The following is a 25,946-nucleotide window of genomic DNA, read 5'->3' on the forward strand; positions in this document are numbered from 1 at the left end:
AGCATGTCCTTTTTTATAAGTCTAAAAATTAATTTGGCTGATGATGAATTAATTTCTTTATAGAATTCACTGTATCAATTGGATGCTCTAAAGGGAACATATGCCCCCCTTCAACCACAGTAAACGGAATTCCCATTTTTCGCTTTGCCATTTGAGGAAAGCCTCTCTTTAAGAAATCACTTCCTTTACCTACAACTAAATGCACAGGCATCTTAGGTTTTGGCATAGGCAGCCACCACCAAGAAGGATTCTTACGGAAAATTGCAACTTCATCCTCACGAGAAATCGTTAAAGTAACTCCACCGCGAACCGAATCCTCTTTCAAAGCATAATCAATATAAGCCTGAAAACAATCTTCATCAAAATCTTTATAGAAACCTTTAGGACGTAGTAACTCAGCAGCCTGCTCTCTCGAGTCCCAATGTTCACGACGGCGTGCAGATAAACCAGCTGGAGTCATCGCATCAACCAATTTAGGACGAAATAATTTTGCCATATGAAAAGCAAATGAATATCGTCCTAAAATAAGAGGCGGATCTAACATAATGACTTGAGAAAAGAGTTCAGGACGCTGAAAAGATGCCATCAACGTTAAAACCGAACCAAGAGAATGCCCAAGTCCAATCACTTTACGTCCTTTCGCCTGTCGTACAATACTGTCAATTACCTGATCAACCAAAGCAGGCCAATGGTTAGTCACAGGATAGCGTTTATCAGGACCAATCAGGGGAACATAAATAATGTCATATTCCCCTTTTAACTGGTCAAACAGTTTTTGATACACTTTTGATGGCACGCCATTCGCATGAGCAAAGTGTATAACTGGTTTCATTGACATACCGCTATCCTAAAACAGATTTTATTGTAATTTTGCGCTTTGACGAGTCTGCACTTCTTGAGCAATAGATTCACTTACCCCTTGCCCGATTTGTGCTCCCATACGACCTAAAATGGATTGTAATGGGTTGCGCTCAATTGTGTAGTCAACTTTATTATCAAGGTTTAGTTCACGCATCAAGCTCGTAATGTTACCTGAACGGTCAGCAACGCCCAATTGGATTGCTTGTTCGCCAGTCCAGAATAAACCAGAAAAAATAGCTGGATCGTTCGATTTCAAACGCTTTCCACGCCCTTCTTTAACTGCAGTGATAAAGTGAGTGTGGACATTATCAAGAACAGATTGAATATGTTGCTTTTGCACAGGATCAATCGGTTTTGTCATACTTAAAATGTCTTTATTCGTTCCTGCCGTTAAAGTGCGATCTTCAATGCCAAGTTTCTGAGCTAAACCAGTAATCCCATAGTTAGGCATGATCACACCAATTGAACCGACTAGACTTGATGGATTGACAATAATCTCATCCGCAGCAGACGCAATATAATAAGCACCTGATGCGCCCATATCACCAATTACAGCGTAAACCTTTTTATCTGGATGCTGTTTTTTCAAATAACGAATCTCTTGCCAGATTTCATCAGACTGAACTGGGGAACCGCCAGGTGAGTTAATATTAAGTGCAATAGCTTTACTATTTGAAGCTTCAAAAGCACGTTTAAGCGCTTTATTGGTATCTTCACTATTTACTGATTGATTACTCGAAGCATCAATAGTTCCAATAATATCCACTACAGCCAAATGGGCACTACTGCTACTTACAGCAGAGCCTTCTTTGCTGGTTGAACAGCCTTTACCCATGAGTACAATAATGAATAATAAATAAATAAAAGTTAATGTTTTAAAGAAGATTCCCCAACGGCGACTACGGCGCTGCTCCTCTACTGAAGCAAGTACAGCCTTCTCAAGAATTTGCCATTCTGGTCCATTTTGTTTAGGGATTATAGGTTCATTTTGTGGTTTTGGTGGCCAATCGGACATAAAATTCCAATCCAAATTAATCTAAAATGATGTCATTATATACGTTGATTTGATAAAAACTGTCTAAATAATATGATTTCATTTATAATAATTTTATCTTTTTTTAATTATTGCTTCCTTTTTACCGCGATAGATGACCAAATTAGATACAAAAAGCATGAACTACTACCTACTCAAAACTTTTAGCCGCCAGCCAATTCAATTTGGACGTTTTCTTGCTCGTATGTTGGCAGGGTTAATCAATACTTTAAAAATTACTAAAACATCAAAAAGTATAGAACTAAATCTACAAATCGCCCTTCCACATTTAACGCCACAGCAGCGAATAGAAATTACGCAACAAGCTATTCGTAATGAAGTCACCTCATACTTTGAATTTTTAAGTATTTGGGGCTCATCAAATAGTAAGAATATCGAAAGAATTCATCATATTGAAGGTGAGCATTACTTTCACGAAGCACTTGCAGCAAAAAAAGGTGTGGTTTTGATTGTTCCACATTTTGGTACATGGGAAATCCTGAATGCTTGGTGTTCACAATTCACTTCAATGACAATTTTATACAAGCCAGTAAAGAATGAAGATGCAGACCGTTTTGTTCGAGAAGCACGTAGTCGTGAACAAGCTCACTTGGTTCCTACTGACGAAACTGGTGTAAGACAAATTTTTAAAGCTTTAAAACAAGGTGAAACTACCGTAATTTTGCCTGACCATACGCCTAACGTCGGCGGCAGTATGATCAATTATTTTGGTGTTCCCCTTGCCTCAAGTAATTTAAGTACCAAGCTTATTCAAAAGACTAAAGCAAGAGCTTTATTCCTTTACGCGATTCGTAACGAAAATGACGGTTTTACGATGCACGTTGAACCTATGGATGAGAAAATCTACGAAGGTAGTGCAGATGATGGAACTTATGTCATTCATCAGGCTATTGAACAACTTATCCATCGTTATCCAGAACATTACCATTGGAGCTATAAACGTTTTAAAGCAAATCCTGCTTTAGATAATATTTATAATATTGATCCAACTGAAGCTCTTCAAATTGTGGATAAGCTTAAAGCAGAAGCTTCACAAATTTCTGTGAAGCCAAGTACGCTTGAAACGTCGAGTGTATAAAATCATTTGATGATTCTCAGATACAAAACTTAATGTTCCTTGCTCAACTGTGGTTTTAAATGGAATATTAAGTTCTTGTATTCTCGCTAAAACCTCTTTGCTTGGATGACCATATCGGTTATTAAAGCCGGCAGACGCAATAACAAGCTTGGGGTTTAACGTCGCCAAGAAGTCATAGGCTGAACTATGCTTACTACCATGATGACCTAAGACCAAAACATCTACTTTTAAATCAGGATATTCTTTTATCAATTGATATTCGGCTTCCCATCCCGCATCCCCCATAATTAAATAATTCTGATAACCCCCTACTTGTTTTAAATGAATATAAACGACACAAGAATATTCATTTTGATTAGAAGGAACTAAATTTAAATCATTTTCTTTAGGCCAAAGTATCTCAATATCTAACTGTGGATATTGCCATTTTTGCCCTTGATGACAATAGCTAAATGGTTCTTTCACCTGCTCTGCCCATAGCTGATTTGATATGACTTGTTTGATAGGAAAAGCCTGAGCGATAAAAGGAAATGCCCCACTATGATCTTGGTCAAGATGAGATAACACCACATGATCTAGTTGCTTAATACCTTTCTGACGTAAATATGGAATTACTACATTTTGACCAATACTGAAAGCCTTCTCATCATAAGAACCACCCGTATCAATTAACCATGTCTGCTCTGGATATTGTAGAAAAATCGCTTGTCCTTGGCCTACATCTATAATATTTAATTGAATTTGCTGAAAGGTTTTATTCGGAATGACTAAGGGTAAACAACAAATAAGACTCCAAGATTTTGGTAAAACACCACGTGGTAAAAATAAAATAATAATGGCACAGCTTAAGCCTATCAAAGCCAGTGGTGTCAGACTAAAACCTTGCAACGGTAGAGATAATTTCTCTAAAAGACTAAAACATGTCAGCACCATACTGAGCAAAATATCATTAATCTGAAAGAGCACATTTCCAAGTGAATTAAAAATAAGCCACACACAAGCAGCGAAAATATTTAAAGGAACAATAACTCCTCCTAACAGAGGAACAGCAATAATATTTGTAAGAGGTGCTACCCATGAAATCTGCTGAAAGAAAATCAACATTAGAGGACATAGAGCAATAAATATTTTGCCCTGAGATTCAATTAGGGTTTTAGCTAAAAGCATTATTCTAGATAGCAAACTCAATGAGGCAAGATTTGGTGCCTGTACTATGGTTTGATAAATGCGTAATAAAATAAAGCAAGAACCATAAGAGAGCCAAAAACCTGCTGATAAAACACTAAATGGATCAAAAAGTAAAAGTAGACTTGCGCTATAAACCAAGAGCGAAAATGGCTTAACTGGCAGTTTGACCAACAATAAAAAGGCAAATAAAAATACTGAGAGTAACGTTCTTAAGGCTGGAATTTCAAAGCCGACAAAAGATGTATAAATCAATACTCCAAAACATAACGGAATCATTGCCCATATTTGTTTGGGTTGCCACAAATAAAGCTGGGGATAATAACGTCGTACTAATTGATGTAATCCCCAAGATAACAAGATTGCAAAAATGAGGACATGAGGCCCTGAAATGGCCAACAAATGAGAGATTCCTAACTGTTTAAATTGATTTTTAATGTCTTCATTTAAGAGACTTTCATCCCCTGTTAGAAGCGCTAATAACAATCCTTTATTCTGAAATGGAGATTTTTTTAGCATTAATCTAAATTTTAGACGGAGTTTTTCTATATTTAATTGTTGTCTAGTCAAAAAATTTTGTTGCTGTTTTAAGTGACTTTGATAACCCAACCGATAAATTTCATTCGAGTTTAAAGGCTCAATATGCTGAACACTAAAACCTGACATTATGTTTCGTTGAATGAACCATTGTTCTTGATCAAAAGCACCTGATACTGCATAACTATGAGCTGGTCTGGTTTTACCCGAAATTCGATAGTAATGACCTAATTGTAATTTTGGCCCCTCTATTAATGCCCTCTCATTTTTATTTTTTAAATATAGCAACCAATTCACCGTATGGGATGACCGCCCTAGAACCTGAGCGAGTTGCTGTGTCTTATTATCTTTTTCTTCACTTATTCGGTCTATATAAACCACAATCTCTAAAGACTCAGGTTGCATCTCCCGTAGTTGTAGTCTTTCATTTAAGGCATGCTGAGCATACTGATGGCCTATAACAAAAAGGCTTAGACCACAGATTAAATAATAAACTCCTTTTAATATGGGACGATTTACAACAAGATGCCGCTTAAAAATATAAAACATTAAACAGATAAAGAGCAAAACTTTACCAATCCAACCATATTGCATTATGAGAGGAAGATCTATTCCCATAAATGCAATACCTACAACCCACCCCAATAAAATAAGCTTTAACATTTAAAATCATATCGTTATCTTTTTAGGGGCAAAATTAAAGCCCAACTGAGTGGGCTTTAACAATGTGATTTAATGACAATTTTTAAGAACCACTCACCCAGAGTCCATCTTGCATATGCAAAATAGAATCAGCAGCCTGAGCTAAATGCTCATCATGGGTCACAATTAACATTGCCATGTTGAGTTCTTTCTTAAGATCGGTCAGTAACTCAAAAATACCTAGAGCTGTTTTACGGTCCAAATTACCCGTTGGCTCATCCGCTAAAACTACGGCAGGTTTAGTGACTAAAGCACGCGCCAAAGCAACACGTTGGCGCTCACCACCTGAAAGCTCACCAGGTTTATGATCCATACGGTGAGATAATCCCACTCGATCTAGTAAATATTCAGCTTGCACTTTTACCGATTTGTATTGACTGTCTGCTCGAAGCATTAAAGGCATTGCCACATTTTCAAGCGCAGAAAACTCAGGTAATAAGTGGTGGAATTGATAAACAAAACCAAGGTATTTGTTCCGTTGAAAACCACGCTCGGCTTCACCTAAATTATCAAAACGCTGACCATTTAAGAATACTTGTCCTTGTGTTGGTTGCTCTAGACCACCTAACGCATGAAGCAAAGTACTTTTACCTGAACCACTCGCACCAACAATCGAAACAAACTGTCCTGCTTCAACTTGTAAAGAAAGACCTTTAATGACTTCAACCTTAGATTTACCGTCATCAAAATGTTTATATATTTCTTTCGCTTCTAAAACAATTTTACTCATAGCGCAGTGCCTCGGCAGGTTGAACTTTGGCAGCACGAAGCGCCGGATAGATAGTCGCCAAGAAGCTTAAAAGTAAAGAAACAATCACGATAATCGTCACATCTTGCCATCTTAAATAAGAAGGAAGGTAATGCACGAAGTAAGCATCAAATAGATTTAAGCCCAATACATTGTTAAACCATGAAATGATATCACTAATGGTTAAAGCTAAAATTACACCTAAAACTGTACCAGCAACTGTACCAATCACACCAATGACAGTACCCTGCACCATAAAGATTTTAGTAATCATTGATGGGGAAGCGCCTAATGTACGTAAAATGGCAATATCTGATTTTTTATCAGTCACAACCATGACTAACGACGAAACAATATTAAATGCTGCAACCACAATGATAAGTACAAGCAATAAACCAACGAGTGTTTTTTCCATTTGAATGGCATTAAACAGATTGCCATGCGTATAGGTCCAGTTCGTTGCATAGAAATTGCTTGGTAAACTTTTTACCAAATCATCTGCAACTTGTGGCGCGGCAAAAATATCATCTAGTTTTAAACGAACACCTTGAGCACCATCAGGTAAGCGTAATAAGGTTGAAGCATCATATAGGGCGATATAACCCACCATAGAGTCGACTTCAGCGCCTACACTAAAAATACCAACCACTTTAAAACGCTTGAAACGAGGTACAACACCGGCTGGAGATGGCGTTGCTTCAGGTAAAACTAATGTCACACTGTCATTTAGACGTAAGCCCAATGAATCAGCCATATCTTTACCAAGCACAATACCAAACTCACCCTTTTTAAGTGAATCTAGACTCCCGGCAACAATATGATTTTGAATAATAGAAACATTCTTTTCATATTTTGGGTCAATACCCGTCACCATAATACCAGCGACTTGCCCTTGCGCGGTTAACATACCTTGCAATTGGGTAAAAGGTGCAACCCCAGTTACATGTGGATGATGTTCAACTCGTTTTACCAGTTCAGGCCAATCCGTGAGGATTTGTGTAGATGAAACTGTCGCTTGCGGCACCATTCCCAAAACACGGTTTTTCAATTCGCGATCGAAACCGTTCATTACAGAAAGTACCGTAATCAGCACTGCGACACCTAGTGTCAAACCGACCATCGAAACCAATGCAATAAAAGAAATAAAATGATTACTGCGTCTTGCGCGAGTATATCTCAACCCTATATACAGTGAGATTGGTTTAAACATACCTTCTAAATCCAAGGTGATTGATGGGAAATAGCAGATGCTAATGTCAAATTACATTCACATTTACTATTTGGCCATATCGTTAGATGCTGTATTAAGGTTTAAAAATCAGTAAGTTCTGATCTTCCCTTAACAATCCTAATATTATATTGCTGCGCTATTTTCTACTACTTAAGTTAGGAGATCAATTTGATCATGCATTTCGCTACGAATTAGAACAATTTAATGAATAAGCTCAACAAATTACCCCAATCTTCTCCTATTTAGACTTCATATGTTGAGCAAAGTTCCGGTTTGCCTGAATGTCTTTATAGAAATATAAAAAGAGTCCAGACAAGATAATTAAAGCCCCTACAAAAACCATAATCGAAAGTTGTTCATGATTTAAGGCAGCTCCAATCATCATCGCTAACATTGGTGTAATTACTGTCGTTAAAGATAAAGTCGTTGGCTGAATATTTTGTATAAGTTTGAAATAACAAAACATGGCGACTAATGAAGCCATCAGTACCGTATAAATTAGGGCAAATAAAGATTTAGCTTCTGGCAAATGTGTCGGTGCATATTGCCAAATAAATGGAATAAAACAACTAGCAAAAATAGAAGACACTAAAATAGAACCTGTTGCCTGAGCCATTGGCTGAATCTGAGCATTAACTTTCTTAACCCAGAAAATTGAAAAAGAATAAACAAACACACTGATCAGCATAAGGACAATACCAAACGGATGCACGTGCTGATTTGCACCGCTCAAACAAATAATCGCTAACCCACTGACAGCAATTGCCATGCCCAGCCATTGCAGCTTATAAAGTTGCTGGCCAAATGCAAACCGACCAATAAGCCCTGCCATAATAGGGGCTAAGCCAAACATAAGTGCAATCATGCCTGAACTTAAATATTGGGTTGCGGCATAAGTAAAAATTTGGGAACCAATTAAGCTAAAAGATCCAGCAATGTAGCTATGAATTGCTTGTCGATGAGTCGGAAAAGGTGTTCTTAAAATCAGTAATATGATTACTGCCAAAGGCAATGCAATAAAAAAGCGTAACAACAATGCCCACATCAGATGTAAATCAGACACACTCCAAACAATAGCCAATGGAGTGGTTGCCCAAATGAACACTAACAAGGCATAAGTTAAAGCCAAATTGGTTTGCGATGGCATGTGATGCTCACTTAGCTGTTTTACGTTTTTGCTTTAAAATTGTTTGATCTAATGAACTTGAAAATTCACGCTTATCTCGCTCGGAAATAGGCGGCGGCCCACCAGTTTGCACACCCGCGCCACGAAGCGTATCCATGAAATCACGCAGATGTAAACGTGCTTTAACATTCGCGGTTGTATAGACTTCACCACGTGGATGAATAGCAACGCCACCTTTCTCGATCACTTGAGCTGCCAGTGGAATATCTTGCGTAATGACAATGTCATTTTCAGTCATACGATCAACTATTTCTTTATCGGCCTGATCTGCACCACTTAAAACCTGTATTGACTTAATACGAACAGAAGGTGTAATCCCAACATTCTGATTGGCAACAAAAATAACTTCTAATTGATAACGATCTGATGCACGCAAAATTACTTCACGTAAAATTTTTGGTAAGGCGTCTGCGTCTACCCATAGCTTAAATGGCAGCACGTTATTCTCTATTTCCACTAAAAATCTAAGTCTAACAGATGCTTTTCGAAGGTGAGTAGAAATAAACATTAAACTTATTTTTAATTTCAACATTCAAGTTTTTATAGATGAAGCTTCCTTTTAATTTATAAATAGAAGCCGCATTTCTCTTTAAATGACTAAATATGTGCTTTTACAAGAGAATTTACACATGATGACTTGAAAAATAGTAAACACCCTCGATTTAATATAACAAGTAATGTGAACCCAACAGCATCGTGCTTATGAAAAATCAAAACAGTCCAGAAGTAATTAAAGTAAATGACCAAAATTTTGGTAGTCATGGCGAACATTGGAATCTATTGACGTCCCATCCTGAAACAGATGTACCAAAATGGTTAGGACTAGCACTTGATGAACCTGTAATGCCGATGGGCTTATGCGAACATGAAGAAGATATGGATCAATCTTTTTGGTTGATTCAAGGCCCACAAAACCAAAAAGTTACAATCAACCAGATTATTGCTGTTGAAAACCAAAAGCCTCGAGCACTTAAAACAGCGTTTCCAAGTTTTGAAAGTCCATATCAATATAATGCAAAAATTGAACGTATCATTACTTGTGACTCTGCGACGCAAGCCGTGTTAAGTTTAAGACTAAATAAAAATACAACTGTTTATGCATTTGATAATTTATTTAGCGTTAACGCTTGTCAATATGACAAAAATCAAAACTATCAAGTTCAATTTAATGCATGGGCATATGAATTAGAACCGGTTCCAGCAGGCGAGAAAATTGTTGTTGATGACCCAGCTTCAATTAAACATCACCGTGCATTAAATGCAATTTTGACTGAACATAATGGTGTTGCTCCTGAAAACCTACAGGAACTCATTAATGAATGGCAGCCAAAAACCCCAGAAGATCAAGAACCTGTAACTGTTGATTTTTCTAAAATGGTTGCATATTTATATGGCGAAAATCTTGGTCAAGAAGATGAAGCATGGTTCCAAGGTAATATTGTTGGCAAAACTTCTATGACATTTATGGGGGCAGAATATACCCTTTATGATGTCACTTTAGTTTTAGAAGATGATCTTCCTGCCATATTAGTGCGCATTGCGACTAAAAACGATTTGTATAAAAACTTTAATATTGGCGAATATATTCGCGGTAATATCTGGATTCAGGCGACTATTTGTGCTAAAAAGGGTGAAACTAATTGAATTTCACTAATATTTTAATAATTAGGTTATTGAATGAAGATTATACCCGAACAAACTACCAGCCTTATTCAATCTAGTAGCCTGCGCGTAAAGGTCGATACTGGTGCGTTTTGCTTTTTTGTATTGGGTATGTTTTTAGCTGCCATATTCATGCACCAACTTGGTTTAGTGCCTTTTTAGTTTATAAAATTTATTCAAAAATAAAGCCCTCATTTGAGGGCTTTATTTATTTGATTTGCTTAACCATTACGTTTTGCAAAATCATCCATAAAGCTAATTAAAGCCTGTACGCCTTCTAATGGTACAGCATTATAAATACTTGCACGCATACCACCTACAGAACGGTGTCCAGCTAAATTCAACAAATGGTTTGCTTCCGCTTCTTTTAAGAATTGCTTGTCTAAAGCTTCATCTGCCAAGGTAAACGGTACATTCATAATTGAACGGTTCGGAATTGCAATCGGGTTATTGTAGAAATCGCTTGAATCGATATAACCATATAACAACTGAGCTTTTTCAAGGTTAATTTTATGGATAGCATCTACCCCACCCTGCTCTAGCAACCATTCAAATACCAAACCAGATAAGTACCAAGCGTAAGTCGATGGAGTATTTACCATAGAACCATTTTTCGCTTGATCACCATATTTTAAAATGCTTGGAATTTCTGGTTTAGCTTGATCAAGTAAGTCATCACGAATAATGACAATTGTTAAACCAGCGGGACCAATATTTTTTTGTGCGCCAGCATAGATTAAACCAAACTTGGTCACATCTAATGGAGCAGATAAAATACTTGATGAATAGTCACAAACGAGTGGAGCTTTTACATCAGGAATTCCTGCGAACTGTAAGCCACCAATCGTTTCATTATCCGCATAATGTACATAGGCTGCATCGTCAGATAAATTCCATTCGCTTTGCTCAGAAATTGCGAACTTACCATCTACTTTAATACCAGCACTTACAACATTAATGTCGCCATAACGTTTTGCTTCTTTTAACGCTTTTTCAGACCAGATGCCTGTGTCAATATAATCAGCTTTACTGTTCTTACCTAAAAGGTTTAAAGGAATCGCAGAAAATTGTAATGACGCACCGCCTTGTAAAAACAGTACTTTATAGTTTTCTGGAATATTCATTAGCTTGCGTAAATCTGCTTCAGCTTTTTCAGCCACAGCAACATAGTCAGCACTACGATGACTCATTTCCATGATGGATAGACCTTTACCTTGCCAATCCAACAATTCTTGTTGAGCTTTTTCTAAAACGGCAGTAGGTAATGCAGCAGGACCAGCACAGAAATTGTACGCGCGCATGATTTTTCCCTTGTATAAAGTCAAACACAATAAAAATGGCATTTAACCACAGATTGCTTAAGCTTGCAGCAGCTTCTCAAGTAAATATTTCAATGCTGGACTGTATTTAAGTTTATTTTTTCAATTATTGTTGTCGTTATTTCTATACTTTTAATTACTGGCTTCCAAATTTAAAAAGATTTTAAGCAAAAAGATCAACTTGACTTGTGATTACAATTTCACATACCTTGATAGATATTAGAAAAAATATTGGCTTAGTAAATTCAATAATTAAAGGAGCTAAAATCAAAATGTTTTTATACAAATGTATAATAAACAATATGATAATTGAATTTAATAACAAGAAATTTAAACTATAAGGGATGCCAGAAATTGTTATTTAAAATGCCAGCACATCGATATAGACAGTCTATTTTTCCCTTTTCATTTAAACCTAAACATCTTGCTTTGGCTTTAGGCTTTTTTTTCACTAATCATTTATATGCCCAAAGCTTAAGTTATGCAGAAGCAGAACAACAAGCTTTAAAAAGTTCATATAGCACCCAAGCCAACCAAGCATTACAGCAAGCATCTCAATTAGAAGCTGAAGCAGTAAAGGGCCTCGGATTACCTCGAGTTGATTTAAATGTGAGAGCCTATGCTTTTCACAGTGAAACAGATGTACCTCTTGGCTCTTTTAAACAAAAACTTGAGAATGATTTAAGCCAAGGGCTGAATGACAAACTTTCACAGTGGAACAATGTCATTCCATCGGATGTGCTGGGACAAGTTCAAGAAGGCGCCAATCAAACCATACATGACGGTATAAACCGCTTTCCAGATTATGCGAATCTGACCATTGAAGATCAGGTTGTACGCCCTTCTATTTCAGTAGTTATGCCACTCTATACAGGTGGTTTAACCAGCAGTGCAAAAAAACTAGCAAATATTCAAGCACAGCGTTCGGAGCTTTCAAGCCAACAACAACAAGATATACAGCGGTTTGAAGTAGTACAAAGTTACTTTAATGTGCAATTACAGCAGCAGCTGGTCGCAAGTAGCTTATTTAACTTTAATGCGATGCAGAAACATTACAGCAATGCCCTAAAGCTCGAACAACAGGGATTTATTAGTAAAGGGCAACGCATGCAATTTGAAGTCGCCCGTAATAATGCAGAACGTACTTTACAAAATACTCAAGCCAACTTAAATGCCAGTCGCTTTAGTCTTAATAATCTTTTACATCAACAAAACAATATAGATTTAAGTACACCTTTATTTGTAAACAACACTCCAAGCCAGTCTCTAGAATCTCTTTTAACCAGTTATTCGCAAAAATCTAGCCTTGTACAAAAAATGCAGATGGATACTCAACTGGCTAATGTAAATATTCAAGCTCAAGAAGCTGCAAAAAAACCAAGTCTTTTTGCATTTGGTGAATATGCTCTCGATAAAAATGAAAACTGGATTGTCGGTGTAATGGCAAAATACAACCTATTTTCAGGTGTAGATAAAAATAAGAATATTCACGCTGCCGAATTGAAGCGCTATGCCTCTGAACTCATGACTGAACGAACTAAACAAGAGATCGAAGCTCTTTTGAATAAGTCATATAACGAACTTAACTCTGCTCAACAAAGTCATCAGCTCTTACAAAGAAACGTAAATGCTGCTCAAGAAAACCTACGTATCCAAGAGCTTTCTTTCCGTGAAGGAATGGGTACAGCAACCCAAGTAATTGATGCACAAAATGCATTAAGCGCGTTAAAAACTGAAATGGCTTTAAATGCTTATAAATATGTCATGTCACTTGCGACCCTACTACAAAGTCACGGCTCAATTGATGAGTTTAAAGCTTACGTTAATCAACCACATACCGACTATATTCGTTAAGGGGAGTATAAATGAATCAAGACTCAGCTCATTCAGAACAAGATGCTCCTGTTGCGGATACAGCAGAAACCAACCAAGTTCAAAAAGATGACCAAGCTGGTGATCAGCAAGAATCAAGCACAAATAAAAGTGATTCCACACCACCTAAAAATTCAAAAATTAAACTGATTATTGGTTTGATCATTATTGCCCTATTAGGTTTAATTATTTTTGGTTTGTGGAAAAGTTATCAGCCAAAGCCTATTGAACTACAAGGCCGAGTTGAAGCCGAAACTATTCACGTAAGCACAAAAGTTCCGAGTCGTATTGAAGAAATTTATGTACAAGAAGGCCAGAAAATTTCCAAAGGCCAGCCACTTGTTCGTTTAGTTAGCCCGGAAATAGAAGCTAAAAAACAACAAGCTTTGGCTACCTTACAATCTGCTTTAGCATTTCAATCTACGGTAGACCGCGGTTCTCAACAAGAAAATATCGATACTCTTTATGCCAATTGGCAAAGCACGAAAGCACAAGCAAATCTTGCAAAAACCACTTACCAACGTGGTGAAAATTTATATAGACAAGGTGTCATTTCGCGTCAAAGACGAGATGAAATGCTCGCAGCACAAACTTCTGCTCAAGAATTAAGTGAAGCCTCTTATCAACAATATGCTCGTGCAAAACGTGGCAGTACGAGCCAACAAAAATCTACAGCAGATGCACAGGTTGAAATTGCAAAAGCAGCTGTAGGTGAAGCAAAAGCACTAGAGGAAGAGACACGTTTACTCTCTCCTATTTCAGGTACGGTTTCAAAAACTTATGGTAAACCTTCTGAATTAGTCGCTATGGGTGTACCTGTTGTCAGCATTTTAGAAGATGATGATTTATGGGTAAGTTTAAACGTGGGTGAAAATCAATATGCCTCTGTTTATAAAAATAAAACCCTTGAAGGATTCATTCCAGCACTTAATCAGAATGTGAATTTTAAAATTAAGAATATAGATGCAGAAGGTGAATTTGCCACCATAAAAACGACTCGCCAAACTGGAGGCTATGACATTCGCAGCTTTAAATTGCATCTTGTGCCTGAGCGTCCAGTGCAAGATTTAAAAGTTGGGATGAGTGTTCTATTTAAAATTAAAGAAGAAAAATAAAGCATGTTTGCCAGTATATTACGTGAACTAAACTATCTAAAAAGCAACAAATGGGATTTGTGTATGGTGACACTCATCCCCGCTTTTATCATTTTTATGTTTAGCAGCATGTTCTACGCGGGTAAAGCTGAACACTTACCAATTGCGATTATTGATCAGGACCAAAGTGAACTTAGCCGTAATATTGAAAAGTATCTTTCGTTAAATCATACAGTAGAGATTAAAACAATTACGGCAAGCTCTACAGAAGCGGAACAACTACTCAATGAAACCAAAATATGGGGCTATGTTTTCATTCCAGACGGCGCTGAAAAGCGTTTTGTGAAAGCGCAAGATGCTCAAATCAGCATTGCTTTTAACCAGTCTTTTTTTAGTGTCGGGAATACAATTTCTTCAGCAATGTTGGTCAGTACCTTCAATGCTTTAGCAGACTATGCAGGCCAAAGTTATCTCGCAAATAATATCCCCTATTTAGATGTTCCTACTGCTCATGTCAAAATCTCCACGCTTTATAACCCAAGCATGAGCTATGAGTTTTATTTAGAACCCTTCATGGTTCCAGCCGTATTACATCTATTGCTATGCTGCTGTGTTGCCTTTGCCATTGGACAAGAACTGAAACGTGGCACATTAACATCGTGGGTAAACCGAGAAAGTTTTATTCAAGGCTTATTGGCTAAAAATTTGCTCTATAGCCTTATTTTCTGTTTCTGGACATGGTTATGGATGTTCTGGCTGGTTGAAATTCGTGGCTGGTTTGTAGCGGGTTCTCTTAGTTTATTGCTATTTGCACAGTTCCTACTTTATTTTGCCTACGCTTTGATTAGCAGCACAGTTATTTTAGCAACCAAAAATTTAAGCAAAACTTTTGGCTTTATCGCTGTCTATGGTGGGTCATCTTTAAGTTTCGCAGGCGTTACACTACCTTTGAATAATGCTCCTATTTTTACCAAATTTTGGTCACTCATTATTCCCTATACCCCTTATGCCAAGCTGCAAACTGAACAATGGGTGATTGGAAGTCCAGTTTTCATTTCTATGATTCCTTTTTTAATACTTATGGGTTATTGCCTTATTTATTTCTTCTTAAGTTGTTTGCTTCTTAAAAAACTAATTCAGGGAGCAGCACAATGAAAGAGTTTTTAAATGCATATTTGCAAACTTTTAAAGATATTGTAGGGAATAGTTCAGTTTTCACGACTCTGATTTTATCGGTCATTCTTTATAGTTTTTTTTACCCTACTGCCTATAAAGCTGAGCGGGCAGAATCAATTCCAATCGTCATTGTTGATGAAGAGCAAAGCCTCTTAACTTCTCAATTAATCGGTCAAAGTGCAAATAGCCCGCATGTTCATATTGTTACCGTTACAAGCAACTTCTTACAAGCAGAACAAATGGTTCGTGAACAAAAAGCCGATGGTATTTTACTTTTACCAAGCAACTTAACGCAAAGCTTACGCCGTGGAGAAACGGGCGGAATTGGCTTATATTTGAGTACAACGAACTTTTTAAAAACTAAAGAAATTGGTTTAGGCCTAGCTACATCCATTGAAGCCACCTTAAAAGAATATGTCGAAAAATTTGGAGAGCGTACTCATTTCCAACCCGCACTTTCTATCCATCAGGTTCCTTTATTTAATCCCCTTTCAGGATATGGAAGTTATATTTTTCCGGCTGTTGCATCTTTAATTATTCATCAAACCATTGTGTTAGGTTTAGCGATGTTGATTGCAAACTATCGTGAGCAACACCAAAAAATTACAGCTGTTCGCTTCGCTGGAATTTTTGCAAGTATATTTACCATTGGTTGTTTAAGCAGTTTTTATCTTTTTGGTTTTACCTTGTGGTTCAACGACTATCCACACGGTGGAAACTTCACAGGTTTACTCGTTGCTGTTCCTATTTTTATTAGCTGTGTGATTGGATTAGGCATGCTGATTGGTTCACTTTTAGATATGCCAGAACGTGCCGGACATATTATTGTGTTTAGCTCTGTACCCTTATTCTTATTAACTGGCGCTGCATGGCCACATCAAGCAATGCCTGAATGGCTACAATGGTTCGCGTGGTGTTTACCATCAACACATGGGGTACAAATGTTTGTACAACTTAATCAGATGGGTGTTCCGTTAGCCACAGTTGTACCAAAACTGATATTTCTTACGACAATCGGTCTTATTTTTTTAATCTGGGCATATTCACGTTTAAAAGCCTCCAAGTGAAGAGTTTTCTAAACTTGGAGCATAAATTATATTTTTATTTACTATGAAATCTGATAGTTAAAAGTCATTTCTTAAAAATTATTGACCATAAAAATATAAAAAAACTAATAAATTCAAATTATTAATTGGTAACAATTGTCATAAAACCTTAAAAAAACTTTAAGTTGAAATTAAGGAAATTTCTCCATAGTAAAACTGTTTAGTTTTTCAGCAGCCTAAAAGGGTAACTCTGCTACCCTGTTCTATGACGGAATTTGATATGGCAAAGGTATGTTATTGCGCAGATGACTTTGCAATGAATGCAGAGATATCTCATGCAATTATTCAGTTAATTGAAAGAGGAGCACTGCAAGCGACCTCATGTATGACCCAATCTGAACTCTGGGAAACAGCTGCTGCCAAACTTAAACCTTTCTCGAATCAAATTGATATTGGCTTACACTTAAATTTCACTCATGCGTTTACTTCAGGTAATACGGTTTTCTCATTACCTGCACTCATGTTTCGCGCATGGTCATCAAATCTTAACCGTGAATTAATTACCCAGTGTATTGAAGAACAATGGGATGCATTTGTTTCAGTCGTGGGAAAGCAGCCTGATTTTATTGATGGGCACCAACATGTTCATCAATTTCCGTTCATACGGGATATTTTGCTACAGCTTTTAAAAGAGAAAAATTTCACTGGTTGGATACGTAATTTACAACATCCAATTTATCTACCGCATTATCGTTTTAAAACTCATATGCTTTCTGCACTTGGCTCAAATGCCTTAGCAAAAGCATGCCAAACCTACCAGTTTAGCCAAAATGAATATTTCGCTGGTATCTATGACTTTAAACAAACTGATTATGCCGAACTGAATCAATATTGGCTTGCTCAAGCAAAAGACCACTTACTGATTATGTGCCATCCCTCACTTTCTACACCAAATGAGCAAGATCCGATCCAGCATGCACGAATCCAAGAATACCAATATTTTTCTTCTGATCAGTTCCCTCTTGATTGCCAGAAAAATGGCATTCAACTTACCAGACTAGGGGCAATGCAATGAGCACAAAACCTTTTTTATCCTGCGTTGTTCCCGCTTATAACGAAGCAGAGAATTTAAAGACATTTATTCCAGCTTTAGCAAACAGCTTAAAGCAACAAAATCTTAGCTATGAAATTATTGTGGTCGATGATGGCAGTAAGGACGATACTATTCCGATCTTGCAAACGATGATCGAAGATTATCCTTTAGTTGTACTGGAATTATCACGAAATTTTGGTAAGGAAGCTGCTTTAAGCGCAGGTTTAGACCATGTAAATGGTGAAGTTGCGCTACTCATTGATGCTGACTTTCAACATCCTTTTGAAGCTATTCCGACCATGATTAACCTTTGGAAAAATGGTTATGACATGGTTTATGGCATTCGTAATCGTACTACTGAATCATGGTTAAAACGAACCTTAACCCACGGTTATTACCGCATATTAAACTTAAGCTCGCCTATTGATATTCCTGAAAGTGCTGGTGACTTTAGACTTCTAGATGCAAAAGTTGTCGAGGCGATTAAACAATTACCAGAAAAAAATCGCTATATGAAAGGCCTCTATGCATGGGTCGGTTTTAAAAGTATCGGAATCAATTTCTCGGAGCAAGAACGTCAACATGGTCGTTCTAGTTTTAACGTAAAGTCATTATTCAATCTGGCAATGTCGGGTCTAACTGGGTTTTCAGATTTACCTTTACGAATTTGTATTTATCTAGGTGCCCTATTGGCTTTAGGCGCTATGAGTTATGGTGTCTGGATCATTATTAAAACTCTGATTGAAGGAATTTCTGTACCTGGTTGGGCAACTCTTGCAGCAGGTATGACGCTATTAGGTGGCATTCAATTGTTATTCATTGGAATTTTAGGTGAATACATTGGCCGAATTTATGCAGAAGTTAAAAATCGACCAAAATATATTGTTTCAACTGAACATTCTCGTATTAAGCAAGAACACCCAATCACTCACTCCGAAAATACGTTCTCTAGTTTCTAATGTTTGCCCATATTTTTCAGCTTGCGCGGTTTACCACGACTGGGGCCGCAGCGGCACTTACACACTACAGTATTGTCATGCTCTTGTTTAAACGAAACATTGCATTGCAGTATGCCAATTTAGTGGCCTTTCTACTTGCCTATTGGGTGAGCTATTTTGGGCATCGTATTTTTACTTTTAAAGCTCAGCATATTTCTCATCGACGCACACTACCCAAATTTACATTAGTCGCTGGATTAGGTTTTTTATTCAATGAGAGTTTTCTCTTACTTTCTAATTTGTATTTCAGCGCCCCTGTTTCAACATTGGTTTGTGTGGCTATTGTCCTGACTTCAATTGTGACTTTCTTGCTTAATCGTTTTTTTGCATTTCAACATTAAGGATTATGTATGCAGCAATGGCTTCGTAGTTCCAAATTCTTATTAATATTTTTACCGATTTGGTTATTTGTTCTGTCTTGGATAAGACCTCTCTCTGTGCCAGATGAAGGACGCTACGGAGATATTAGTCGATCTATGTTTGAGTCGGGAGATTGGTTGATTCCCCGTATCAATAGCTTGCCATTTATGCATAAACCCCCTCTATTACACTGGTTAAGTTCTATATTTATGGAACTGTTCGGTATACATATTTGGGTGTTGAGATTAGTTCCAGTGCTAGCAGCTACACTCATGCTCGTCAGCCTATTCTTATTCGTTAGAAAGCACATTTCAGAACGTGTAGCACAACTTACTGCCATTATTTTAGGCACCAATTTACTGTTTTTTGGTAGTAGTGAATATATTAACCATGACCTACTGCTTGCTTCATGGATTACAGTCAGTGTTTTATGTTTTGTTGATTTCACAATTTCAGCACGCAAATCTATTTTATTTTTAGGATATTTTGCAGGCGCGGCTGCGTTCTTAAGTAAAGGCCTGATTGGTGTGTTAATTCCCGGTATGATTCTCTTACCGTGGTTGCTTTACACCAAACAATGGAAAAAAATCCCGTCATTGCTTAACCCTTTGGCGATTTTGCTATTTATATTATTGGTTAGTCCATGGCTCTATGCAGTTCAACTTAAATACCCTCAATTTTTACATTATTTCTTTATAGACCAGCAATTTAGTCGATTCAGCTCAAAAGAGTTTAATAATAAGCAACCATGGTGTTTCTATCTGCTTATTTTATTTGTCAGTTTTTTACCGTGGATTCTTTCGAGTAGATTTCAATCTATTAAAGCCGTATTTCAAAATTATAAGAAATCCGCTTTACTAGCCTTACTTGTATGGTGGTTTATTTCTGTTACGGTTTTCTTCTCTATTCCTCCATCTAAGCTAGCTGGCTATATTTTACCAGCTGTGCCTCCGCTCGCTGTTTTCTTGGCTCTTGTTATCAACCATGTAATTGAAAGTGACTATAAAACCAAATTACAGGTTTGGGGTTTACCTATATTTATTATGTTTGTTGGAATAGGTATTGCTGCTACACCGCATTTCATACGTGCACATCAACCTTTTTTCCAAAACCAAGCGGTATTTATTTATATCATTGGCGCGCTATTGGTTATGCTTCCACTGGCTCTAGTCTGGTTATATAAAACGCAGAAATTAAACTATTTGAACTATATTTTTATCAGTTTAATTGTTCTGTGTAGTTCAATCCCCTTTGCCGTTCGTATTTTAGATACCAAAAATAATGTGGGACAAACAAGTTTTTCTGAATATATGACACCATCAACAAAAATAGTTTTCTACAATTACTATTTCTATGATGTGCCTTTCCTTTTACAGCTAAAACAGCCTGTATATATTGTGAATCAATGGGATACAGTGCATTCAGATAGTGCTTCTTTAGAAATTAAAGATGGGGTATTGTTTGAACCACAACGCAAAAAATACTTATGGAGTGAGCAACAGCTTCAAGATGCTTTAACACAAAAACAAGATTTGATTGTCGTAAGTCAGCCTAATAATTTTGCAACTAAAGATCCATCTGTTAAAACACTACATTATCGAAATTATGATGTGTTTATCTTCCACTCAAACAAATGAATAACCCAATAAAAAAAGGAAGCTTACGCTTCCTTTTTTTATTTAATTAAGACTTACTCTTCTGACACATCGTCATTCGTAGAAACTGCATCTTCACCATCTACTTCTGAAGTATCAACTTCTCCTTCGAGAAACTCCTCTTCATCTTCGACAGCTTCAATAGACACAACGCCCACTAAAGTTTCTTCTTCGCTTAAACGAATCAGACGAACACCTTGTGCATTACGACCAGTCATTGCAACTTCAGCAGCACGAGTACGAACTAATGTACCACCATCAGAAATAAGCAACAGTTCTTTGCTTTCATCAATAGATACTGCACCTACAAGCTCACCATTACGTTCACTTGTCTTAATCGCAATAACGCCCTTACCACCACGTTTTTTGGTTGGGAAGTCATTTACAGGAGTACGTTTACCATAACCATTGGCACTCGCACACAACACTTCGCCCGTTTCAGGAACAACAACAAGCGATACGATGCGACTTACGACATTTAAATCTGCTGAATCTTCGTTGTCATCAGATTCATCATTTTCAACTTCTGCATCTTCTTCACTTAAAGTGCTGCTTGCAAAGCTAACACGCATACCACGGACGCCTTTAGCAGTACGACCCATTGAACGCACATCAGTTTCTGCAAAACGAATTGCCTTACCTTCATTCGAGAACAACATGATTTGCTGATTACCATCAGTAATCGCAACACCAATCAAGGTATCTTCTTCATTCAATTCAATTGCACGTAAGCCATTTGAACGAATGTTAGCAAACTGCTCCAAATCAACACGTTTAACCGTACCTGAAGCTGTCGCCATAAATACATAATGGTTTTCTGGGAACTCAGTTAACGGCAAGATAGCTGTTACTGTTTCATTCGCATCTAAAGGTAACAAGTTTACAATCGGACGGCCTTTAGCACCACGTGATGCTTGAGGCACTTCAAATACGCGAAGACGATACACTTTACCTACGTTAGTAAAGCAGAGTACAGTCGCATGGTTTGAAGCCACAATCAGATGTTGAATAAAGTCATCATCTTTCATTGAGGTTGCAGACTTACCACGTCCACCACGGCGCTGAGCCTGATAGTCTGAAAGTGGTTGAGTTTTTGCATAACCTGTTTGTGAAACCGTTAATACAACTTGTTCTTCAGGAATTAAATCTTCACGGCTAAAATCAATACGTGATTCAATAATTTCTGTACGACGACCATCACCATACTGTTGTAGTACTTGCGCTAATTCTTCACGAATCACAGCCATCAATAAATTGAAATCATTAAGAATTGCCGTAAGTTCAGCAATTTGACCTAAAATTTCAGTATATTCTGCATGTAATTTGTCTTGCTCAAGACCCGTTAAACGATGTAAACGCAATTCTAAAATTGCACCCACTTGCGTTGGTGATAAACGGTAAATTGATTCAGTTAGACCAAATGGACGATCTGGGTTTTCACCTTCGATTTCATCTGGGCGAACAGAAATAGCGCCAGCTTTTTCAAGTAAAGAAATAACGCCACCACCAGCCCACTCACCCGCTAGTAAACGCTCGCGCGCTTCAGCTGGGTTAGCAGAAGTTTTGATGGTTTCAATAATTTCATCAATATTGGCTAAAGCAACAGTTAAGCCTTCTAAGATATGACCACGTTCACGTGCTTTACGTAATTCGAACATGGTACGGCGTGTCACTACTTCTTGGCGGTGACGAATAAATGCCGCAATAATATCTTTCAGATTCATCAATTTTGGTTGTCCGTTATCAAGACAAACCATGTTGATGCTGAATGAGTTTTCAAGCTGTGTATTTAAGAATAAGTTATTTACAACGACTTCTGCGTTTTCACCACGTTTCAAGTCAATCGCAATACGCATACCGTCTTTGTCAGACTCATCACGAAGCTCTGAAATACCTTCAAGTTTTTTCTCTTTAACTAACTCGGCAATACGTTCAATAACTCTTGCCTTGTTAACTTGATATGGAATTTCAGTAAAGACGATGGTTGTACGGCCTGTCTTTTCATCTTCTTCGAAATGGTACTTACCACGAATGTGTAGTCGGCCTTTACCCGTACGGTAAGCATCAACAATACCTGATTTACCGTAAATAATACCGCCTGTAGGGAAATCAGGACCAGTAATGTATTCCATCAATCCTTCAATCGAGATATTCGGATTGTCAGCATAAGCTAAGCATGCATTCACAACTTCTGTCATGTTATGCGGTGCCATGTTGGTTGCCATACCTACGGCAATACCAGCAGCGCCATTAATTAACAGGTTAGGAACACGTGTTGGAAGCACCTGAGGAATACGCTCAGATCCGTCGTAGTTATCTTCCCAGTCAACTGTGTCTTTTTCTAGATCTGCAAGAAGCTCGTGCGCTAACTTAGTCATACGGACTTCGGTATAACGCATTGCAGCCGCGCTATCACCATCGATCGAACCGAAGTTACCCTGACCATCTACCAATAAATAACGTAAGCTAAAATCCTGAGCCATACGTACAATAGTTTCATAAACAGCTGAGTCACCATGAGGGTGATATTTACCGATTACGTCCCCAACAACACGTGCAGATTTCTTGTAGGCTTTGTTATAGTCATTGCCCAATTCGTGCATGGCAAATAGCACACGACGGTGAACAGGTTTCAGACCGTCTCTCACATCCGGCAATGCACGAGATACGATTACACTCATTGCGTAATCTAAATATGAATGCTTGAGTTCATCCTCAATGGCAATCGGTCGGATTTCCGATACGCTCATGCATACTCCTTCTTACAGATAGAAATTTCCATCTGCTAATATGTCTTGATCTTGCAAAAAATTTAGTTCTGAAAACTGAACTAAAATCGAAAAAAATATAGCTGTATAGTATAGCACAAACTGCTCGTTAACTGGGAGTTTAGCAATCTGAAAATAGCATTTTTTTACAATAAAAATTTCATTAGAATTAATAAGTTAAAATTAGAGAATTCTAGTTTTAAATGTATTTCTTAAAACTCAACAGTTCGACCAAAATATAGACAACATAAAAGTGCTCTCTTTAGAGCACTTTTCATCTAATCTTAAGAACAAAACTTAGTTTATTAGCCAAAATAAATAATATTTAGCTTCAACATATTTGTTTTGCCGTAAATCTATTATTCTTTTAAGTTCTTTAAATAATAGGTTTGAAATGTCATTTTGTAGGCCGATATTGAGCAGGAATCCACTGATATCCTTTTGAGCCTTTGCCAATGTGTCCAATACCAGGAAAAGCGATATGTGCTGCCCCTACCCACCATTGGTTTTTATAGGCTTGTTCAAAAATACTTTTACGAACAGCTATAGCCTGATCCGAGTGAGTATCGGGTTTGTAGCTTGCTTCAGGATAAGGAAACTGTACTGCACCATAATGCACAACATCACCTAGACCTAAGAACTTTTGACCGTTTTGTCCATCTACTAAATATGAAGAATGACCTTCAGTATGACCATGAGTAACGATGAGTTGAACATTCGGTACGTTAAAAGAAGTTTTGGTAAAAGCGACGAGTTGCCCTGCCTTTTGATATGGCTGCAATGCATCTCTCGTCATTTTAAATATTGGCTTAAAAAAATCGGTAGCTTTTGCTTCATTCGCTGGTGATGTCCAAAAATCTACATCCTCTTTAGCCAGATAAACTTTCGCATTCGGATAAGCCATTTTGCCATCAAGTGTAATACCGCATAAATGATCAGGATGAGCATGTGTAATCAAGATGGTATCTATTTGTTCAGGCTGTACGCCTGCGTTCTTTAAATTTTCACGTACATGACCCAAGGTTGGACCAAAACATTTTGCAGTGCCAGCATCAATTAAAATATTTTGTGTGGGTGTTTGAACAAGATAGGCAGAGAAATCTGTGACAATCTGATTATGCTCATCTACAGGAACAAAGTTTTCTGCAAACAGTCGATTGGCTTTTTCAGCTGAAATACCTAGTAAATCACTACGAGGCAGTCCCAGTTCCCCATCAAACAATGCTGTTACCTTAAGGTTGCCTACTGGTTGTAAAAAGTAACCATCGACTTGATGTACACTTGGCGTTTGTTCTGCATGGATAACTGTACTGGCACTCAGCAGTAATAATATCGTAAGTGATTTTAATGATTTCATCATAGAGTCCTTGGTATCTTCATACTTTAACTCTATTGGTTTTGATCTGCTTAAATCGCTCAATAAACTATAAGAAACGCTCAAATTGACTTATTCGGCAGCTAGAACAGCAGGATCTATACCATAACGCTCTACAAAGCGATCACGAAAAATAGCAACAGACTGGTACCCAGATTTTGCCGCAATAGTTTTCATAGGTAATTTTTTCGAATACAACAGCTCAAGTGCAAAAGTAAGCCGTGCGTGGGTAACCGTTTCTCTTAAGGATGTGTCTTCATGGCTAAGCTTACGGCGCAGTGTCGCACTGCTCAAACCTAGTCGCATTTCAAACTCACTAGACTGCCAATGGTGCTGTGGATTCTCTATGACCCAATCATGAATGATTTTTGTCAATTTAGGTGGCGGTACAATTAACACATCTGAACAATGCTGTTGGCATAACTGTACAAGTATAGTGGTAATACATAAACGTGCTTTCACCACATCATGATTAAATAAAGCCGTTTGCCAGTCAGCTAAAGATGTAGCGAAATCATCAATTGAAAACTTTAATATTGCTTCAGTTCTATCTACAACTGGCTTAGCCCAAATCATTTGTGCAGCTTGAATGACTTCGTCACACATAGGCACAAGAATAGTGAGATATTCACCCGTTATAGGATCAGGCAAATTAACTACATCGATAACCGTATCGGGTTTTATAATGTATAGATCGCCGGCATTAAAATTGATTTGTTTTGTTTGAAGATTTAATTGTTGTTGCCCATATAAAATAAATCCCATGTGCAACTGACTAACTTTAATATTAGACAGTCCATGCTGATTTTTCGAACGAATACATAAATAATCTCGTGCCATATCTGCCCGTGCCAATCTTACAAGTGATTGATGCAATTGGTGGGCCTCTATGGAAGCGGAATAATTAATATTCATAATGATGATCTAAATAAAAAACGCCCTTGGC

22 protein-coding genes and 1 pseudogene are annotated in these 25,946 nt (G+C 37.5%); 12 read left to right on the forward strand and 11 right to left on the reverse strand.

Annotation, left to right across the window (positions count from 1 at the left end):
* Positions 1-28: 28 nt before the first annotated feature.
* Together ACS125_RS18150 and sppA are read right to left on the reverse strand one after the other, a co-directional pair.
* Complete coding sequence (locus ACS125_RS18150; protein ID WP_004790626.1) at positions 29-838, reverse strand: alpha/beta fold hydrolase; 810 nt, start codon at positions 836-838, stop codon at positions 29-31.
* Between the two features lie 21 nt (positions 839-859).
* A complete protein-coding gene (gene sppA / locus ACS125_RS18155) occupies positions 860-1,876 on the reverse strand; it encodes a signal peptide peptidase SppA (RefSeq protein ID WP_004790623.1) in 1,017 nt (338 codons plus the stop codon).
* Between the two features lie 133 nt (positions 1,877-2,009).
* Here sppA and ACS125_RS18160 point away from each other — a divergent pair, with 133 nt between their 5' ends.
* Positions 2,010-2,993 carry a lysophospholipid acyltransferase family protein gene (locus tag ACS125_RS18160; protein ID WP_174727924.1) on the forward strand — a complete coding sequence of 328 codons (984 nt, stop codon included), beginning with the start codon at positions 2,010-2,012 and terminating at the stop codon, positions 2,991-2,993.
* Here the strand turns inward: ACS125_RS18160 and ACS125_RS18165 are convergent.
* The 3 genes from ACS125_RS18165 to ACS125_RS18175 form a co-directional block, all read right to left on the reverse strand.
* Positions 2,946-5,378 carry a DNA internalization-related competence protein ComEC/Rec2 gene (locus ACS125_RS18165; protein ID WP_443273717.1) on the reverse strand — a complete coding sequence of 811 codons (2,433 nt, stop codon included), beginning with the start codon at positions 5,376-5,378 and terminating at the stop codon, positions 2,946-2,948. The genes ACS125_RS18160 and ACS125_RS18165 overlap by 48 nt on opposite strands.
* Before the next feature lie 82 nt (positions 5,379-5,460).
* Positions 5,461-6,147: an ABC transporter ATP-binding protein gene (locus ACS125_RS18170; RefSeq protein WP_443273719.1), complete on the reverse strand. Its 687-nt coding sequence runs from the start codon at positions 6,145-6,147 to the stop codon at positions 5,461-5,463.
* On the reverse strand, positions 6,140-7,375 hold the full coding sequence (locus ACS125_RS18175) for a lipoprotein-releasing ABC transporter permease subunit (protein WP_004790618.1): 1,236 nt from the start codon (positions 7,373-7,375) through the stop codon (positions 6,140-6,142). Before ACS125_RS18175 ends, ACS125_RS18170 begins: the two co-directional genes overlap by 8 nt.
* 149 nt (positions 7,376-7,524) lie before the next feature.
* Here ACS125_RS18175 and ACS125_RS18180 point away from each other — a divergent pair.
* Positions 7,525-7,605, forward strand: a pseudogene (locus ACS125_RS18180) (PilZ domain-containing protein); the annotation flags it as partial.
* A 29-nt stretch (positions 7,606-7,634) separates the two neighbouring features.
* Here ACS125_RS18180 and ACS125_RS18185 read toward each other — a convergent pair.
* Positions 7,635-8,543 (reverse strand): DMT family transporter, encoded by a 909-nt coding sequence (locus tag ACS125_RS18185; RefSeq protein WP_144732157.1) that lies wholly within the window; start codon positions 8,541-8,543, stop codon positions 7,635-7,637.
* A gap of 7 nt (positions 8,544-8,550) precedes the next feature.
* The gene (locus ACS125_RS18190) at positions 8,551-9,039 is read right to left on the reverse strand and encodes a YaiI/YqxD family protein (RefSeq protein WP_014207405.1); all 489 of its coding nucleotides are present in this window, start codon (positions 9,037-9,039) and stop codon (positions 8,551-8,553) included.
* Between the two features lie 245 nt (positions 9,040-9,284).
* On the opposite strand from ACS125_RS18190, the gene ACS125_RS18195 reads away from it, so the two are divergent.
* Positions 9,285-10,226, forward strand: a complete 942-nt coding sequence (locus ACS125_RS18195; protein WP_443273722.1) for a hypothetical protein — start codon at positions 9,285-9,287, stop codon at positions 10,224-10,226.
* Between the two features lie 33 nt (positions 10,227-10,259).
* Positions 10,260-10,406 (forward strand): hypothetical protein, encoded by a 147-nt coding sequence (locus ACS125_RS18200; RefSeq protein WP_004790612.1) that lies wholly within the window; start codon positions 10,260-10,262, stop codon positions 10,404-10,406.
* 59 nt (positions 10,407-10,465) lie between these two features.
* On the opposite strand, the gene serC is transcribed toward ACS125_RS18200, so the two are convergent.
* The gene (gene serC / locus ACS125_RS18205; protein WP_443273724.1) at positions 10,466-11,545 is read right to left on the reverse strand and encodes a 3-phosphoserine/phosphohydroxythreonine transaminase; all 1,080 of its coding nucleotides are present in this window, start codon (positions 11,543-11,545) and stop codon (positions 10,466-10,468) included.
* Between the two features lie 384 nt (positions 11,546-11,929).
* On the opposite strand from serC, the gene ACS125_RS18210 reads away from it, so the two are divergent.
* The 8 genes from ACS125_RS18210 to ACS125_RS18245 all read left to right on the forward strand — a co-directional run bounded on the left by ACS125_RS18210 (position 11,930) and on the right by ACS125_RS18245 (position 20,839).
* Entirely contained in the window at positions 11,930-13,417 is a 1,488-nt protein-coding gene (locus ACS125_RS18210; RefSeq protein ID WP_174743406.1) for a TolC family protein, read from the forward strand.
* Between the two features lie 11 nt (positions 13,418-13,428).
* Positions 13,429-14,550, forward strand: coding sequence for an HlyD family secretion protein (locus ACS125_RS18215; RefSeq protein WP_174740036.1), 1,122 nt, complete (start codon positions 13,429-13,431; stop codon positions 14,548-14,550).
* 3 nt (positions 14,551-14,553) lie between these two features.
* The gene (locus tag ACS125_RS18220; RefSeq protein ID WP_443273727.1) at positions 14,554-15,684 is read left to right on the forward strand and encodes an ABC transporter permease; all 1,131 of its coding nucleotides are present in this window, start codon (positions 14,554-14,556) and stop codon (positions 15,682-15,684) included.
* Entirely contained in the window at positions 15,681-16,772 is a 1,092-nt protein-coding gene (locus ACS125_RS18225; protein ID WP_440202665.1) for an A1S_2622 family ABC transporter permease subunit, read from the forward strand. The genes ACS125_RS18220 and ACS125_RS18225 overlap by 4 nt, the downstream gene beginning before the upstream one ends.
* A gap of 259 nt (positions 16,773-17,031) precedes the next feature.
* A complete protein-coding gene (locus tag ACS125_RS18230; RefSeq protein WP_443273729.1) occupies positions 17,032-17,826 on the forward strand; it encodes a ChbG/HpnK family deacetylase in 795 nt (264 codons plus the stop codon).
* Positions 17,823-18,803 carry a glycosyltransferase family 2 protein gene (locus tag ACS125_RS18235; RefSeq protein WP_151964207.1) on the forward strand — a complete coding sequence of 327 codons (981 nt, stop codon included), beginning with the start codon at positions 17,823-17,825 and terminating at the stop codon, positions 18,801-18,803. The genes ACS125_RS18230 and ACS125_RS18235 overlap by 4 nt, the downstream gene beginning before the upstream one ends.
* Positions 18,803-19,183 carry a GtrA family protein gene (locus tag ACS125_RS18240; protein WP_151964208.1) on the forward strand — a complete coding sequence of 127 codons (381 nt, stop codon included), beginning with the start codon at positions 18,803-18,805 and terminating at the stop codon, positions 19,181-19,183. Before ACS125_RS18235 ends, ACS125_RS18240 begins: the two co-directional genes overlap by 1 nt.
* A gap of 9 nt (positions 19,184-19,192) precedes the next feature.
* Positions 19,193-20,839, forward strand: a complete 1,647-nt coding sequence (locus ACS125_RS18245) for an ArnT family glycosyltransferase (protein ID WP_443273732.1) — start codon at positions 19,193-19,195, stop codon at positions 20,837-20,839.
* A gap of 53 nt (positions 20,840-20,892) precedes the next feature.
* Here the strand turns inward: ACS125_RS18245 and gyrA are convergent, their stop codons facing one another.
* From gyrA to ACS125_RS18260, 3 genes are all read right to left on the reverse strand, one after another.
* Positions 20,893-23,607, reverse strand: coding sequence for a DNA gyrase subunit A (gyrA, locus tag ACS125_RS18250; RefSeq protein ID WP_004790593.1), 2,715 nt, complete (start codon positions 23,605-23,607; stop codon positions 20,893-20,895).
* A 415-nt stretch (positions 23,608-24,022) separates the two neighbouring features.
* Positions 24,023-24,982, reverse strand: a complete 960-nt coding sequence (locus ACS125_RS18255; protein ID WP_443273734.1) for an MBL fold metallo-hydrolase — start codon at positions 24,980-24,982, stop codon at positions 24,023-24,025.
* A gap of 90 nt (positions 24,983-25,072) precedes the next feature.
* Positions 25,073-25,915 carry an AraC family transcriptional regulator gene (locus ACS125_RS18260; RefSeq protein ID WP_312821131.1) on the reverse strand — a complete coding sequence of 281 codons (843 nt, stop codon included), beginning with the start codon at positions 25,913-25,915 and terminating at the stop codon, positions 25,073-25,075.
* Between the last annotated feature and the right edge of the window lie 31 nt (positions 25,916-25,946).

This window comes from Acinetobacter sp. PFS20, from assembly GCF_052261015.1.
In the GTDB taxonomy this organism is placed as follows: Bacteria; Pseudomonadota; Gammaproteobacteria; order Pseudomonadales; family Moraxellaceae; genus Acinetobacter.